The sequence below is a fragment of the Acinetobacter sp. ANC 4648 genome (genome assembly GCF_002135345.1).
GTDB lineage: Bacteria > Pseudomonadota > Gammaproteobacteria > Pseudomonadales > Moraxellaceae > Acinetobacter.
In genome coordinates this window covers 148,352-165,195 of the sequence record NZ_NEGI01000004.1, presented here as the reverse complement: position 1 = coordinate 165,195, position 16,844 = coordinate 148,352, and the positions used below count along the sequence as shown (strand labels likewise).

Annotated in this window: 16 protein-coding genes; 8 read left to right on the top strand and 8 right to left on the bottom strand. The window is 35.0% G+C overall.

Annotated elements, in window-relative coordinates:
• Positions 1-114 precede the first annotated feature (114 nt).
• Complete coding sequence (locus tag B9T27_RS08505) at positions 115-699, top strand: FxsA family protein (protein WP_086206413.1); 585 nt, start codon at positions 115-117, stop codon at positions 697-699.
• A gap of 210 nt (positions 700-909) precedes the next feature.
• On the opposite strand, the gene B9T27_RS08500 is transcribed toward B9T27_RS08505, so the two are convergent.
• Positions 910-1,089: a hypothetical protein gene (locus B9T27_RS08500; RefSeq protein ID WP_086206412.1), complete on the bottom strand. Its 180-nt coding sequence runs from the start codon at positions 1,087-1,089 to the stop codon at positions 910-912.
• Between the two features lie 301 nt (positions 1,090-1,390).
• Here B9T27_RS08500 and B9T27_RS08495 point away from each other — a divergent pair, with 301 nt between their 5' ends.
• Positions 1,391-1,651, top strand: coding sequence for a hypothetical protein (locus B9T27_RS08495; protein WP_086206411.1), 261 nt, complete (start codon positions 1,391-1,393; stop codon positions 1,649-1,651).
• Between the two features lie 48 nt (positions 1,652-1,699).
• On the opposite strand, the gene B9T27_RS08490 is transcribed toward B9T27_RS08495, so the two are convergent.
• The gene (locus tag B9T27_RS08490; protein WP_322853575.1) at positions 1,700-2,002 is read right to left on the bottom strand and encodes a monooxygenase; all 303 of its coding nucleotides are present in this window, start codon (positions 2,000-2,002) and stop codon (positions 1,700-1,702) included.
• 120 nt (positions 2,003-2,122) lie between these two features.
• Entirely contained in the window at positions 2,123-3,289 is a 1,167-nt protein-coding gene (gene metK, locus B9T27_RS08485; RefSeq protein WP_086206409.1) for a methionine adenosyltransferase, read from the bottom strand.
• Positions 3,290-3,960: 671 nt separating this feature from the next.
• On the opposite strand from metK, the gene tkt reads away from it, so the two are divergent.
• Positions 3,961-5,949, top strand: a complete 1,989-nt coding sequence (gene tkt / locus B9T27_RS08480) for a transketolase (RefSeq protein ID WP_086206408.1) — start codon at positions 3,961-3,963, stop codon at positions 5,947-5,949.
• A 411-nt stretch (positions 5,950-6,360) separates the two neighbouring features.
• Positions 6,361-6,576: a hypothetical protein gene (locus tag B9T27_RS08475; RefSeq protein ID WP_086206407.1), complete on the top strand. Its 216-nt coding sequence runs from the start codon at positions 6,361-6,363 to the stop codon at positions 6,574-6,576.
• Positions 6,577-6,644: 68 nt separating this feature from the next.
• Here the strand turns inward: B9T27_RS08475 and B9T27_RS08470 are convergent, their stop codons facing one another.
• Positions 6,645-7,052, bottom strand: a complete 408-nt coding sequence (locus B9T27_RS08470; RefSeq protein WP_086206406.1) for an OsmC family protein — start codon at positions 7,050-7,052, stop codon at positions 6,645-6,647.
• Between the two features lie 298 nt (positions 7,053-7,350).
• Between B9T27_RS08470 and B9T27_RS08465 the strand changes: the two genes are divergently transcribed.
• Complete coding sequence (locus B9T27_RS08465; RefSeq protein ID WP_086206405.1) at positions 7,351-7,929, top strand: YceI family protein; 579 nt, start codon at positions 7,351-7,353, stop codon at positions 7,927-7,929.
• A 560-nt stretch (positions 7,930-8,489) separates the two neighbouring features.
• Here B9T27_RS08465 and B9T27_RS15205 read toward each other — a convergent pair.
• Entirely contained in the window at positions 8,490-8,639 is a 150-nt protein-coding gene (locus B9T27_RS15205) for a PH domain-containing protein (protein WP_416224398.1), read from the bottom strand.
• A gap of 233 nt (positions 8,640-8,872) precedes the next feature.
• Between B9T27_RS15205 and B9T27_RS08450 the strand changes: the two genes are divergently transcribed.
• The gene (locus B9T27_RS08450; protein WP_086206403.1) at positions 8,873-10,225 is read left to right on the top strand and encodes an amino acid permease; all 1,353 of its coding nucleotides are present in this window, start codon (positions 8,873-8,875) and stop codon (positions 10,223-10,225) included.
• A 1,465-nt stretch (positions 10,226-11,690) separates the two neighbouring features.
• On the opposite strand, the gene B9T27_RS08445 is transcribed toward B9T27_RS08450, so the two are convergent.
• Complete coding sequence (locus tag B9T27_RS08445) at positions 11,691-12,368, bottom strand: type 1 glutamine amidotransferase domain-containing protein (protein ID WP_086206402.1); 678 nt, start codon at positions 12,366-12,368, stop codon at positions 11,691-11,693.
• 78 nt (positions 12,369-12,446) lie between these two features.
• Positions 12,447-12,593: a hypothetical protein gene (locus B9T27_RS14890; RefSeq protein ID WP_171263360.1), complete on the bottom strand. Its 147-nt coding sequence runs from the start codon at positions 12,591-12,593 to the stop codon at positions 12,447-12,449.
• Between the two features lie 490 nt (positions 12,594-13,083).
• Here B9T27_RS14890 and B9T27_RS08440 point away from each other — a divergent pair, with 490 nt between their 5' ends.
• Positions 13,084-14,493 (top strand): MFS transporter, encoded by a 1,410-nt coding sequence (locus B9T27_RS08440; protein ID WP_086206401.1) that lies wholly within the window; start codon positions 13,084-13,086, stop codon positions 14,491-14,493.
• Between the two features lie 623 nt (positions 14,494-15,116).
• Entirely contained in the window at positions 15,117-15,659 is a 543-nt protein-coding gene (locus B9T27_RS08435; protein WP_086206400.1) for a hypothetical protein, read from the top strand.
• 441 nt (positions 15,660-16,100) lie between these two features.
• On the opposite strand, the gene B9T27_RS08430 is transcribed toward B9T27_RS08435, so the two are convergent.
• Positions 16,101-16,826 (bottom strand): glutamine amidotransferase, encoded by a 726-nt coding sequence (locus B9T27_RS08430; protein ID WP_086206399.1) that lies wholly within the window; start codon positions 16,824-16,826, stop codon positions 16,101-16,103.
• Positions 16,827-16,844: the final 18 nt, after the last annotated feature.

Here is a 16,844-nt window from a genome sequence, read left to right as displayed (position 1 = left end):
TTTAAAAATAAAATAATGCCCATATTGTTACATAAAGGTATGGAAAAAGCTTGATAGAGATTAAGCGAATGACCACCGTAATTTATTTATTCATATGAGATTAGATTAATTTTCATGAAATTAGCTCTTATTGTTTTAATTGGCTTGGTACTCGAAATATTCGTATGGATCGGGGTAGGTGATCTTGTCGGAAGCATGTGGTATGTCTTCTTCTGGTTTATTGCCGCTTTTTTTATTGGTTTGAAACTCATTCGTTCGAATTCCAAAGGTTTAATGCCTCAAATGCAGCAAATGCAGATGGGCCAAATGAGTGCGGATCCACAATTTAGCAATAATCTTCCAAAAATTTTGGCGGGAATATTGTTTATTATTCCTGGATTAATTACAGATGTGATCGCTGTTTTGATCCTAATTCCGCCTGTACAACGTCTATTTAAAAAAATCATCATGCAAACGATGATGAAACGTCAGCAAGCCATGATGGAAAAAATGATGGGTGGTATGATGGGGGGCGATATGTCTGGAATGGGGGGCGCACAAGGGCAAAATCCATTCGCAGATTTAATGCGTCAAATGCAGGACATGCAAAACCAACAAGGTGGTGCCCAATATCATGATTCAAGTGTGATTGATGGTGAAGCACATGAAGTTGAACCCGATCGTAAACATATCGAATTGAAAGATGTAAATAAAAAATAAAATCAATATTCTTAAAATTTAAAGCTGGATCTGAGATTCAGCTTTTTTTTGATTTTTTTATAAAAATTTAATCTGTTCTTTGTTGTTTTGTCTTTTATTTTGCTTGTACAAAAACCTTAGCATCATCTATGAACAACTGAACTAGTGGTATAAGTGATTTGTTGATGACTTTATCTTTTTGGGGTTAGATGTGATTTACATATTCTAAGGTTAAATATCATCAGTTTTTTTCTTAGAATCAGCATAAGTCTGAATCGATGGTTCTTCTTTTTTCTGCATATTCTCATAACGGTTAGGCAAAAGTGTTTTTTCAGTATTTTCAGAACCTAAATATTTACGACTACGATTTGCGCGTTCACGTAATCCACCTTTTTTAATCAGTTGTACCATTTTAAATTCCTCAATTTCTGTGACTTATTTTAAAGAAATTTTGAAAAATAGGGAAAGTTAATTGCTTTAACTTTAATTTAAAAAATAAAGTTACAAATTTAAATTTTAAACCAAATTATAAAATGAGATAAAACAATCATTAATTATTTTGGAAATGAATTTTGATTACAAAGTCAAAGATATTTATACTTGTATCTTGCTAACAAGTTTTTTAAGATAAAAATACACTTAAAATATAATTATGTGTAATGAAGGTGTAACTGAGAAAAACAATAATGAGCGGGAAAGTAGGAGATAACCTATGCTATATCAATATCATTGTGCTTGTTGTAACAAGGTCGTAGATGCCACAGAGAAAGAATGTAGTCGATGTGGATCACATCATATACGAAGTCCATACGGACATTGGATTTTTGGACTGCTGGCCTGTTTAGTGGTCGTGGTGGTATTTAAAGCCGCTCATATTTATTTAAAACAAGAGCATGTTGATACAACACCAAATCAGCCAACACTGTTAGATGTATTAAATCAGGATAAAAAATCTTCAGATACAGAATCTTAGTCGACTTAACTTTAAAATCCTGACAGATGATGTATAGGATTTTAAAGTTTATTTTTGAATGAATGTAGCATGATTTAGAGTTGATAATGCATTGTCTATTTTAAAAAATTTACTGCGGATATTACTTAAACCAAAGCTTTCTAAACGAGCAGTGTGCATTTTAAGATATTTTTGAGCATTTTCTTGAGTATCAAATAAATAGATGCCGCCAGCTTCTTGGGTTTCACTATTTTCGGTCCAAATTTTCCATAGCATACCAGCTTCATGATTAATACTTTCAGCCAGTGTTTTAAATGCTGAAGTCATTTCATCTTGAAATGGTCCTTGACTTGGAAAATCAACTTGTAAAATAACTGCAATGTGAGTACACCTGAAAAGAATAATGAAAGGGAGTCTAAGCTTTTAAGTTTTATATCATGTTGTTGATCAATAAAAAAGCTCGCATAAAGCGAGCTTTTTTAAGAAGAAAAACTATAGATTTGCTGATGCTTTAAGCGCTGCAACTTTATCTGTTTTTTCCCATGTAAATGCAGTATCAGTACCTTCACGGCCAAAGTGACCATAAGCAGCAGTTTGCTTATACATCGGTTGAACAAGATCTAACATACGGGTAATACCGTATGGGCGAAGGTCAAAGTGTTCACGTACCAATTGAATAATCAATTCTTCAGATACTTTATTGGTATTGAAGGTATTGATCGAAATTGATGTTGGTTCAGCAACACCAATCGCATACGACACTTGAATTTCACATTTGTCAGCAAGTCCAGCAGCGACGATATTCTTCGCAACATAACGACCAGCATAGGCAGCAGAACGATCTACTTTTGATGGATCTTTACCAGAGAATGCACCACCGCCGTGACGAGCCATGCCACCGTAAGTATCAACAATGATTTTACGACCAGTTAGACCACAGTCACCAACAGGACCACCAATTACAAACATACCCGTTGGGTTGATGTGAAATTGCGTGCCTGCATGGAACATTTCCGCAGGAATGATTTTTTTCACGATTTCTTCAATCACAGCTTCTTTTAAGTTGGCTTGTGAAATATCAGGATCGTGTTGAGTTGATAAAACCACTGCATCTAAACGTACAGGCATACCATTTTCATAAGCAAAGGTAACTTGGCTTTTTGCATCTGGACGTAACCACGGTAAAGCACCGTTGCGACGTAACTCAGCTTGCTTTTCCATTAAGCGATGTGCATAAGAAATTGGAGCCGGCATTAAAACGTCAGTTTCACGGCTTGCATAACCAAACATGAGGCCTTGGTCGCCAGCACCTTGATCTTCAGGTTTTTGACGGTCTACACCTTGTGCAATTTCAGGTGATTGCTTGCCGATCATATTGATTACAGCACAGGTTGAACCATCAAAACCAAGGTCAGAATGGTGATAACCAATTCCATTTACGGTTTGACGAACAATGGCTTCAAAATCAACATTAGCAGTTGTTGTGATTTCGCCAGCAAGTACAACCGCACCCGTTTTTACAAGCGTTTCACAAGCGACCCGTGCATATGGGTCTTCTTTGATGATTGCATCCAATATAGCGTCACTAATTTGGTCAGCCATTTTATCGGGATGACCTTCGCTTACAGATTCCGAAGTGAAGACAGCGTACTCGCGCATGAAAGTCCTATCACAGTTATTCAAAAGACGCAGTATGTTACATCGAGTTCGACTTTAGGACTAGCTTAACCTGACCAAAAAGCATGAATTTATTTCAATTCATTGGTTTTTTTATAGATATGCTCATCAAAAAAACTGATAAATAGGAAAAAATGAAGGAGCTAAAAATGATTTGATTGAAATTTATACGTCATATGGCATTTTCTGTACAATACAAAACAAGTTTTAAAGCAAGTGGCCCCCATAAATAACGTAGCAGTCGATTGATTGGTGTTGAGTTTTTCATTTTTTAACTTACTTTAGAGTGAAAAATTTATTTTGATTGGGCTGTAAACAATATTATTTATTGCATTTTATAAGATTAAACTGGCTTTTAGTCTCACGGTAAAGATGTGAAATTTATATTTCATATCGTCTGCAGAAGATGCAAGTTCAATCTTTACTTTTCGTTATTCTTATTTAAGGAGCGAGATGAATGATTTATATAGGATGAATGAGCTGTTGTGTTGTTCGCTTTTAAAGCAAAATTATCTAATTTGTAATGAATTTGGAGCCTGCTTGCATAAATATAAAGTTAAGGCTTTACCCCGTTCACTTTTTTTAAGACAATATAGCCAAGTTACGAATTTTTATTCATCTTCCTTTATTTTAACCTTATTGGACTCTGATCTATGACAACCCCGCTGAATGAACGTCGTATTGCCAATGCAATTCGTGTATTAGCAATGGATGCTGTGCAAAAAGCAAATTCTGGACATCCAGGTGCTCCAATGGGGATGGCAGATATCGCTGATGTCGTTTGGCGTGATTTTTTAAATCATAATCCAAGCAACCCACAATGGGCCAACCGCGATCGTTTTGTATTGTCTAATGGTCATGGTTCAATGCTTCAATATGCATTGTTACATTTAACGGGCTATGCGCTTTCAATTGAAGATCTTAAATCGTTCCGTCAGTTGCATTCTAAAACGCCAGGTCACCCAGAGTTAGGTTATGCACCAGGTATTGAAACAACGACTGGTCCTTTAGGTCAAGGGATTGCAAATGCAGTTGGTTTTGCACTTGCTGAGAAAACTTTAGCTGCGCAATTCAATAAAGATGATCTTCAAGTTGTAGATCACTTTACCTATTGTTTCTTAGGCGATGGTTGCTTAATGGAAGGTGTTTCTCACGAAGCATGTTCATTGGCTGGTACTTTAGGTTTAGGCAAACTTGTTGCTTATTATGACGATAATGGCATTTCAATTGATGGCGAAGTAGAGGGTTGGTTCTCTGATGACACAGAACAACGCTTCCATGCTTATGGTTGGCAAGTGCTTAAAGTTGATGGTCATGATGCTGAAGCATTACGTCAAGCAACTTTGGATGCCAAAGCTGAAACGGCTAAACCAACCTTAATTATTTGTAAAACGATTATTGGTTTAGGTTCACCAAATAAACAAGGTAAAGAAGATTGCCACGGTGCACCACTCGGTAATGATGAAATTGCATTAACACGTCAAGCTTTGGGTTGGACTGAAGAAGCATTTGTTATTCCTGCTGATATCTATGCAGCTTGGGATGCTAAAGAGAAAGGTGCTCAATCTGAAGCAGCTTGGAATGAAGTGTTTGCAGCATATGCAGCAAAATACCCAACTGAAGCGGCTGAGTTAAAACGTCGTATTTCTGGTGATTTACCTGCAGATTTTGTTGCACAAGCAGATGCTTATATTGCTGAAGTAAATGCAAAAGCGGAAACTATTGCAACACGTAAAGCAAGCCAAAATGCACTTCAAGCGTTTGGTCCATTACTTCCTGAAATTTTAGGCGGTTCTGCTGATCTTGCTGGTTCAAATCTAACATTGTGGAAAGGTTGTGTAGGCGTACAAGATAATCCAGCGGGTAACTACGTACATTATGGTGTGCGCGAGTTCGGTATGACTGCGATTGCCAATGGTGTTGCACTTCACGGTGGTTTCATTCCTTACGTTGCAACATTCTTAATGTTCATGGAATATGCACGTAATGCAGTACGTATGTCTGCACTGATGAAACAACGTGTAATTCATGTATATACTCATGATTCAATTGGTTTAGGTGAAGATGGTCCTACACATCAACCTGTAGAACAAATTGCATCTTTACGTGGGACACCAAACTTAAATACATGGCGTCCATGTGACACTGTAGAAGCTTCTATTTCTTGGAAATCTGCATTGTTACGTTCAGAAGGCCCTACAGCGTTAATTTTCTCTCGTCAAAATTTGCCATTCCAAGCACGTACTCAAGTTCAAATTGAGAATGTGACAAAAGGTGGCTATGTATTGGCTGAAGAAAAAGGCGAATTAAAAGCAATTATTATTGCAACAGGTTCTGAAGTTTCATTGGCAATGGAAGCATATGCACAACTTGATGGTGTACGTGTCGTGTCTATGCCATGTGCTGAAGAATTTGTGAAGCAAGATGCAGCTTACCGTGAAGCAGTTCTTCCTGCAAACATCCGTGCACGTGTTGCTGTTGAAGCTGCACATGTGGATTATTGGTGGAAATTTGTAGGTCTTGATGGTCGTGTAATTGGTATGACTACATACGGTGAATCTGCTCCTGCAAAAGATTTATACCAATACTTCGGTATTACTACTGAAGCAGTTGTTGCCGCAGTAAAAGAAATTACAGCTTAATCGAAAGTTTTAATTTGCTGAAAAACGCTCCGTAAGGGGCGTTTTTTATATATCAATATTATTTTTAGGAAAAGAGAAAAACCGAAAATTAAGAAATTCAGCAATATTACATAAATATATATGGGGAAGTGATCGAGGCTTAATTTAATGGTGGTGCTTATCCCAATAGGAATATAACCTTCTGATCAAATAAGATAGATCGAAGGGGCTCATTGAAGATAGGAGTCATAATTCCGAAGATGACGATTATATTGGTGATCAATACTATTTCTATGAAACTTAATTTTTAATCACTTAATTGGGTATTTTTAGCGATATTTCACTGGCAGTTTTTATGAATAGGTATATAGTGATGCCATTCATTGAGTATGCATTTAAATATGGTATTCATTCACCATAAGTGAGGAAAATATGAGCCTTTATAACCAGATTAATGATGAAATCACCCTGATGGAAGTGGGTGAACAGAAGTGGATTGGTCAAGAACTTCCACTTGAAAGTATGATGGCAGTCGTGTTGATGTTAAAAGATTTAGATGAAGAAAAAGTCATCAAGGTTCGTAGACAAAATCGTGAAACACATACTGGACGTAAGCAAATTGACCGTGTATTGGTTGAAAAGCTATAAGTCATATCAATAAAAAAGCCCCAAATGGGGCTTTTTTATTTGGAGTATTTATTATTCCCAAATCATTTTTAAAAACTTAATATCGTATTTATTTGAATATTAGAAGTTAATAGCTTATGTACAGGGCAGTTTTCTGCTACTTTAAGTAGACGCTTATGTTGCTCCTCGGTAAAATTCCCTTTTAAAAGAATTTTTCTTTCAATGGTACTTTGTCCCACTTCAGAGTCACCATTTGGATTTAAAGCTAGATCGACTTGTACATGTTCTAATTTAATTTCTTTATGATCTGCGTACATTTGTAAAGTGACTGTGGTGCAAGCACCTAAAGCAGAAAGTAACAACTGTATGGGATTTGGTGCAGAATCTTGCCCACCTTTTGCAATAGGTTCATCTACATACCAGATATGCCCTTGAGGGTCTGTAAGGGTAATTCGATAGGGTGTAGTCGTACTCTGTGCTTGTACATTATGACTCATTTTGTATCTTCTTAATGTTTTGAAATTTATAGCTATACAACCTTTTTTATTGGCTTTTGAATGTAGGTTTTTTGTATGGAGTTATTCTAAAAATATGAATAAGATAATTTAAATTAGCTAGCCTGAATATTTTAAACATATAAAAGTATTAATATCATATAGTTGTGTTTATTGATGGTTTAACTTGTACTTGAACGTAGAAGGTTGTTCTAATAATGCAACATATCGTTTTATAGATAGCGGTGAATTAAACTAATAGCTGTATAAACTAATAAGCATTCTTAAGTGAGATAAAAATATGAATTTTAAAGCATTAACTCTTGGTTTAGCTGTAGCAACAATTGCAACTTTTTCAGTAGCAAAGCCTGTAGCTTATCAAATTGATCCTACACATACGGCGACTGTATTTTCTTGGAATCACTTCGGTTTCTCTACACCATCTGCAAATTTTACCGATATTCAAGGTACAATTAATGTAGATAATGAAAAGCCTGCTAACTCTTCAGTAAATGTAATTATCCCAATTAGCAGCGTAAATACGAATGTTCCAGCATTGGATAAAGAGTTCCAAAAAGCAGATTGGTTTGATGCAGACAAATTTCCAAATATTACTTTTAAAAGTACCAAAGTAGAGACGAAGGATAAAAAACACTTCAAAATTACAGGTGATTTAACAGTAAAAGGTGTAACTAAACCTGTAGTTCTGAATGCTATTTTGAACAAACAAGGTGAGCATCCTATGACGAAAGCACAGTCTGTTGGATTTAATGCAACCACTACATTTGACCGTTCAGCTTTTGGTATTGGAAATTATGTTCCGAATGTTGGTGATAAGATCACTGTAAATATTACAACTGAAGCTTCAGTTTCTAAATAAATATAGTTTAATCAATATATTATTAAAGATAAAGCCCATATATTGTGGGTTTTATTTATAATTAAAATAACCGAATATTCGTTTAAATCGCTCAATTTGAGCTAAAATAAAGATAAGTCTGCACCAACATTGTGAAGCTTCCAAAACCCATTCAACGTGGTCAAAGTTGGCGTATAACTGTAACTTATGACAAAAAACGCTATTCCTCTACACACGATACGAAAGAAGAGTGTGAACGATGGGCTTCATTTAAAATACTTGAATTAAGGTCGGGAAAAGCTCAAATTGAAAAAGGCATAATGCCGATATTGCTTTTTAAGCAACTGTGTGAAAAATACTATAGTGAATGAGGAAGTAAGCTCAAATCGAATTATGTTATACGAAATAAATTAGATAATATTGATAGAATACTTGGTGAGCTTGCAACCAAGTCAATTTATTACTTTAAGCCTACTGATATTGTGAGTTAGCGGAATAAGTGAATATTAGAAGTGAAAAGTAGTACAGATTTAAGAGGATTTACTATGTTTTCTGCAATATTTATTTATGCTTAAAAAGAATTATTTTTGATTGAAACAAATCTGTGGCATTCCGTTGTTAAACTCGATAAGGACACTATCTTTTTTATATTTAATTTTTATTCTATTTAAAGATAAAATAGGGACTGATAAGGGATCTCTTGTCTGTTCTATTTTTTGAATATTATTCAGTGAAATTTCCTAATATAAAAAGATATTTTCAATATTTTACTATCAACAACATAGTATGTTGTTGATATAGGCAATCAGATCAATATAGCTAAAGAACTTAGAAGAACTAAAATATTACTCTTTATGGCTCATTTAAACCCACAAAATGTGAATCTAAAATTATTTCTATTGATGGGCTAGGTTATATGACACTTAACATCTACAATTCACATTTTACCCAATGAGAGTCTGTTTTGAACAGCGAGACGCCTAAACTTCAGCGCCGTTTAAAGAACCGTCATATTCAATTGATTGCTATGGGCGGTGCAATTGGCACAGGTTTATTCCTAGGTTCAGCACATATTATTCAATCCGCTGGGCCATCCATTATTTTAGGTTACATGATTGGCGGCTTAATTGCGTTTCTGATTATGCGCCAACTTGGCGAAATGATTGTTCATGAACCCGTAACGGGTTCATTCAGTTATTTTGCTTTTAAATATTGGGGACGATTTCCCGGATTTTTGACGGGTTGGAACTACTGGGTTTTATATATTTTGGTGGTAATGACCGAACTGACCGCTATTGGAAAATATGTCAATTACTGGTGGCCCCATATTCCTGCTTGGACATCTGTATTGGTCTTTTTTGTTGTAGTGACCCTTGCAAATTTAGCCAATGTAAAGCTGTATGCTGAATCTGAATTTTGGCTGTCGATGATTAAAGTCCTTGCGATTATTGCAATGATCATTTTTGGTGTTTATTTGCTGATGACCGCAGATACTAGCTCAACAGCTTCTATCAGCAACTTGTGGGTACATGGTGGATTTTTTCCACATGGTTTTGAAGGCCTATTTTATATGTTAGCCTTTATGATGTTTGCTTTTGGCGGAATTGAGCTGATTAGTATGGCTGCTGCTGAAACAGAAGACCCAGAAAGAAATATTCCTAAAGCAGTGAATCAGACCGTTATTCGGATCTTTTTGTTTTACATCTGTTCATTGGCCATTCTTTTGTCTTTGGTGCCTTGGAATCAATTAGATTTAGGTGGCCTAGATAAAAGTCCATTTGTACTTATTTTTAAGCAAATGGGTATTGATTGGGCGGCACATTTACTTAATTTTATTATTTTAACAGCATCTGTATCTGTCTGTAATAGCGGCATGTATGCCAATAGCCGTATGCTACTAGGCTTGGCAGAGCAAGGTAATGCACCGCAAATTTTTAAGCATGTTACTAAACAAGGGATTCCTATTCCTGCCGTTTTATTTTCTGCATTGCTAATTTTTGGTTGTGTTTTACTTAATTACTTTGTACCTGAAAAAGCATTAAGTTACCTGATTTATATTGTGGTAGCCGCAGCAGTATTGAACTGGATGATGATCAGTTTAATTCATTTAAAATTCAGAAAAGCCATGAAAAAGCAGGGTATCCAGACCAAATTTCCAGCGTTATTTGCACCATTCACCAATTATTTGGTTTTGGCTTTTATGCTGATCATTCTTTACATTATGTGGAGTCAGGGGTTTATGCTGTCGGTGTTGATGCTGCCTGTATGGATTTTACTATTGTTTGTTTTATTTAAGTTGATTAAAAAAAGTGCTTAAGTTGCAGACTATTTAACTTGATTCATTAATTATGTTGATGCAATGAGTACATTTTGCTCGCAGAGTATAAGGATTCTTCTATAGACATTTTATATTTTTCCTAAAATTAACATAATAGAGCTTATATGAAATATCTGAATTATTTCTTTTTTTATTAGTTTGATGTATCGGAAAAGGCGGATGGTCGAACTGTGTAGGGTTTGGTAACTCGACGAGCAAGTGAAAAGGAGTTGTTTAAAAAGCCCTTGGAAGGGCTTTTTTGCATAAGGTGTATTATTTTAATTTTTAAAAAAATAAACAATAAAAATGAATGATGGTGAAATTTTCTGTATTAAGAATACAATTAATTAAGAGTTAGTTTAATCGAAGCTAAATAGATTGGAAGATGTCTTAATAAAAGACTCTTAAAAATTATACTAATATATTACTTTTAGAAATGTCCTTTTTAAATGGAGAAAGTGACGTAAAAAACTTCATGTATAATTTAGTAGATAATTTTTTAAATACAGAATAGATAACTAGCTTTAAGTATTCAAAAAATATTTTCATAAAAGACTGCCTAGAACATTAGATGAAAATCTAGATAAGCACATTTTAAACTTAGAATTTATAACAGATGATATTTTTGATTTTAATGAGTTATGTAATGAACCTTTTCTATTAAGTTACATTACTGCTTTTGATGATCAAATTATAGAAGCTGATTGAGGTAATATTGGTATGCACCCAAAAGAGGCTTATTTAGAACTATATAAATATCTATCAAGTTGTTAGCAAGCGTAATTTAAAATAATGGTGCTTATGCGAAGTTACTTTGTAATAAATTTTTAATATCAATCGATTAGCCTGATTAAAAAATTCAAAAAACTATAAAAAAGCTGGCGTGGAAACAATTCGGCTGTTTTTTATTTAGATTTTATATATTTAGCCAATAAAATTAAATGATTTTTAATGAATACTGGTTTTTCCCTCTGAGTTCTCAACTGTCACATTACTAAAATAATCCACAATTTATGCGGATCAACTTTGGGGTGAATTTTAAGTAGCTGCATACGCCTAAACAGGAGGATAGGTTTAACTTTTGAATCTTTGCACAATAAAGCATTTTCTAATTGAAATAGAGTGTTATTAAGTTAGTTGCTCTTTTATTAAATCAAACCTTCAGTACCTTAAATAATAAAAATATGATAGCTTGAACTTTTAAGATAATGTTTTCAATGTCTCTAGTATAAAACTAGACTGTTATACCAATTCTTACACAGGCGCGATTGTCAGGAAAGCGTAAAATCACAGCACCCTCAATGGTTATTGCCTTCAAAGACCTCATTCACCATAAAAAGCTAATAAGGTTAGATTGTGACCTTTAATTGCGAGAGGGTGCTTATTCTACATACTGTGCTAGCTGCGAAAAATTATGAGTTTGTTCACGTGTAAACATGACATATGCAGATATTTTTACAGCTCCTTACTGCAATAATTTAAGCAATGCATCTGCTGTTGCAGCTGAAGAAGAAGGGTTTTGTCCTGTCACCAGTAAGCCATCTACTTCGACATGTACATCCCAATCGTTGGATTTAGAATAATGAGCGCCATTTGCTTTAAGCATATCTTCGACAAGAAAAGGTACAATATCCGTTAGCCCTACAGCTGCTTCCTCAGTATTGCTAAAACCAGTCACAGCTTTACCGTTGACCAATGGATTGCCATCATTGTCTTTCACATGACGAAAAACACCTGGTGCGTGACAAACAGCTGCAACAGGTTTTCCCGACTGAATAGCATGTTCAATTAACGCAATCGAAATAGGATCTTCTGCTAAATCCCACAATGGACCATGACCACCGGGATAAAATACCGCATCATAGTCAGCAACGGAAATTTCACTGAGTTTTTGAGTATTTGCCAATGCTTGCATCGCGATGGTATTGCCCTTAAAACGATGAGTGGTTTCAGTCTGCGACTCTGGTGCATTACTTTTCGGATCAAGCGGTGGCTGGCCACCTTTAGGTGAAGCAAGGGTAACTTCAGCACCAGCATCAATAAAAGCAAAATAAGGTGCAGCAAGTTCTTCTAGCCAAAAGCCAGTTTTCTCACCAGTATTACCAAGTTGTCCATGTGAGGTTAGAACGACTAAAATTTTCATATTATTTCTCTCATTATGATTTAGGGTAGGCGTTGCATGATCACACTTTTTTATCGTAACAATGATGTAGACCATTGCTTATAAACGAGCTTCAAGAATCTGACGACTTAGGTCTAAGGAAACATTTTTATGTTCGCCTAACTGGGTCAAATTATGTAATTTTAATTGTTTGATGATTGTATCAATATCGTCAATACGTAGCTTATAAGCTGTTATACCTGCCATTACTGCATCTATAAAGGTATACGCTTTTATCGTATTAGATCATTAATTTTCTAACCATATTTTTCGGAATGATGATTGATCTAAGTCAAATGATTCTTAAATAGAAGAATATACTCATTAAAATTATACCTTTCCATCAGATACTGTTTAAATTCAGGGCCATGAAATCCATGTGTATATAGATGTACTCAATAAATTAACCGAATTAGGTAGGCTTGATACCCAAGGGGTGACTTAAATTTGAGTATCGTGAGAGAGCTTTAACTTATATGCCTTTGAGCAACAAAACGATGCGTATTTAAATGCTGCTGCTTCCAACTGATTCGAAAATAAATATCCAATTAAAATATAAAGCCTTGACCTCAACATAGGTTGAGGTTTTATAGTGACTACATCTTAAAATTTATTTCGATTCATTGATTTCTTAAATACTTTAAACAATATAATTACTTAAACATCTGTTGTTTAAAGTTCGGAACATAGGCAAAGCATGAGTAAACAACAGCAGATCCAGCAAGATGCGTCATGGGGTGAGCTACTTAGCGGTAAAAATGGATTACGAACCTTGGCATTAACTGGCGGTGTAGCCTTACATGCAATTAATATTTATATTGTGACCACCATTTTACCAAGTATTGTACAAGATATTGGCGGGATGCAATATTACGCTTGGAATACGACATTATTTATTATTAGCTCAATTATTGGTTCTGCGCTTGCAGCACAAATATTAGCGCAATTGACACCACGCTCTGCCTATTTACTTGGACTGATGATATTTGCACTAGGTTCAATTTGGTGTGGCTTAGCCAGCAATATGTCGTTGCTGTTGGTGGGCCGTGTATTACAAGGTTTGGGTGGTGGTATTTTACTGGCACTCAGCTATGCATTAATCCGAATTGTATTCGAACAGCGGCTCTGGTCAAGGGCGATGGGAATTACCTCAGGCATGTGGGGCGTCGCAACCTTGGTTGGTCCTGCAATCGGTGGTTTGTTTGCACAATATGGTCACTGGCGTTGGGCATTTTGGTCTATTGTACCAATCACAATCCTCATTGCAGTTATTGTTATTCGTCAAATAAACTTACAGCAAGAACGTAGTCAAGCGAAAATCTCGATTCCTTTTGCACAAATTGGCTTTCTAGTATTAAGTATTGGATTACTTAGTTTAATGAGCTTAACTCATCATCTTTGGCTCAATATCGTAGGTATTTTAGCGGTAGTTTTATGTGTTGTTGCGATTGCCAAGATTGATGCAAAAAGCACTTCCAAGCTAATGCCCACAGGTGCTTATACGCTTAAACATCCAATCGGGCTAATCTTTGTAGTGATGATTTTGATGATTGCTGGTCTTTCGACTGAAGTTTATTTACCTTATTTTTTACAAGTGATTCAGCAAACTACACCGCTAATGGCGGGATATTTGACAGCGATTATGGCAGGTGGCTGGACTTTAGGCGTTTTCATTACCGCCAATAAGACAGCAACCCAAGTGACAAAAATTTTTCGCTATTCACCTGTGATGATTATTGCGGCCTTGGCAGCTTTGGCACTCTTTATTCCTATGCCAAATTTATTAAATACTGATGGACTGATTATTTTATTTGTCATCGCATTGATCTCGGTTGGACTGGGAATTGGACTTTGTTGGCCACATCTGGCGATACATGTATTTAATTCAGCGAATAAAGGTGAAGAGAATCTCGCATCTTCATCTGTAGTGACCATTCAACTGTTTGCGATGGCTTTAGCAACTGCAATTGCTGGTATCATCGTCAATAATGCCGGTATTACTGCACCAGGTGGTACTGAAGGTGCACGTCATGCAGCCCTGTGGTTATTTTCGCTGTTTGCAATTGCGCCTTTACTTGCTTTCATACTAGTTAGACGAATTAAATAGTATTGTATTCATTATGGGGAAGGTGTTTAAACGACATCCCCCAAATTTCTGAAAATTTAAGGAGCTTGGAAAAATAGTAACTTTTGAATCTTTGTGCAACAAAGCCGTGATTATATACAAAGTAATCTAAATAGAATTTTGCCCAATAACTTAAAGGATTTGAGTTGCTATTCAAGTTTCTCTAAAATTAATATAATACACATTATACGTAATCAAAAATGGAAGGTTTAGGTTCCCATTTTACTAATTTTTTTGATAATTTCGCATAACCTCCATTATGTTAAATAAATTTTGAAAGCAAAATATTAATCACATAAATCTGATGCTGTACAGTGTTTGTCAAATACGAGGAACTCCCTAGAGTCTTATAGTCTTTTTTATAGAAAGTATATTGTTGAGATACCAATAATAATTTAATGTAATGAATTTAGATAAAATAGTTGATTGGTAAAGTAATTGTGTGCATTGGTAAGTATACAAAAAAATATAAAAAACATTAAAAGAGATTGTATTAATTAGATGTGAAACTAGATTATGGTTTAGTTTCTTCGCTTAATAAAAGCGTATTTTTCTAGTAATGATGGAAAGTTTTTGAATTACACATTTAAGAAAAGGTATTTAATATGACAAGTTCTAATAAACCAGAAATTAATCGTGAAATTGTTAAAGAATTACCTAAAGAGCAAAGAAAAGAGCTAAATGCAGATCCAATAACAGGTGAACCAGGAGCTCATCCAGTAGGAACAGGTGTAGGCGCAGCTGTGGGTGGTGCGGCTACAGGAGTAGTAGCTGGTGCATTAGGTGGCCCAGTTGGTGCTATAGTCGGCGGCGTGGTTGGAGCTGTTGTAGGTGGCTTAGCTGGTAAAGGTTTAGCTGAAGTAGTCGATCCTACCGAAGAAGATGCTTATTGGCGTGGGATAGTTAAAACAACTCCATACTATGCTGAAACCTTAATTATATATAGCGATTTAGATTATAATCAGGATTATGAAGAAGCTTATCGTTTAGGTTATTCTACTCGTCATGACTATTCTCCAGAAACTCGTTTTGAAGATGTTGAAAATGAGCTTAAAAGTAAATGGGAGCTTATGAAGAAAAAATCTCGTTTAAGTTGGAATGAAGCTAAATCCGCAGTAAAAGATGCTTGGGAACGAGTAACTCGCTAAGCTCAAATGAAATAGAATTAATAAAGATAGGAAAGGCTGTTTAAGATATTATTAAACAGCCTTTTTTATTAAAGTAGTATTTAAATACGTACATAAAAAAACTTACTTTTCTCGGTCGTATATTCAACGTAGAAATAGAGCCATGTTTTTTATTTTTATGTTTAAATTGTGAATCATAAGAGGACATGTATAAAAGAATAAACAGTTATAGATAAGTTTTTAAAAACATTAAATTAACGTTGTTATGTTTTAAGTATTTGATTATTATAATAAATGCAATATCATAAATATTGAAGATAAGATCACTGTAAATATTATAACTGAGGCATTTATATCTGCTACGAAGTAATGAATCCTATTTTTGCATATAAAAAAGCACCATCATTATGGTGCTTTTTACGAATAAAAATTGCTACAAACGTAATAATTTGAGTTCTAAAGTTAAGTTGATTGCTTATTTAATGTTGAAACAAACTGATGAATAATCTCTTGTGCTTTATCTTCAAGTGCTTCAGCGTAGTTTTGATTATCTTGACGTAATGTATTGATATCTACTTTTGCTTTGCGCAATTCACAGGTATGGCCAATTAACCATTTTTCTAAACTATTGGCAGCCACTTCTAAATGGAATTGTAATGCGAGGATATTGTCCCCAACTTGGAAGGCTTGATTGCTATAAATTTTAGAGCTGGCTAATAAAATAGCATCATTAGGCAAGTCAAAAGTATCACCATGCCAATGGAGAACTGGTGTATCCGATAAAGGTGCTAAAATATTATTGTTTGCATAACGAATATCTAAGGTGCTCCAACCGATTTCTTTTTTGTGACCGGTATAGACTTTTGCACCCAAGGCATGTGCAATTAATTGAGCCCCTAAACAAATTCCGATAGTCGGCAGTTTTTGAGCTAATCGTTGTTTGAGTAAATCAATTTCATCAATTAAGAAAGGGTAGTCTTCAGTTTCGTAAACGCCAATTGAGCCACCTAAAATAATGGTTAAACCTCTGTGTTGTAATGCTGGACTAAGGTCATCAATTCCAGCTTCAAAATAACGAACTCTATAGCCAAGTTGATAAAATACATCTTCCAGTGAACCTAAGTCCTCAAAAGCAAGATGTTGAATGGCATAAATTGTTTTAGGGAAATTCGAGTCTGAAGAGGTCATGGCATATCAGTTTAATTT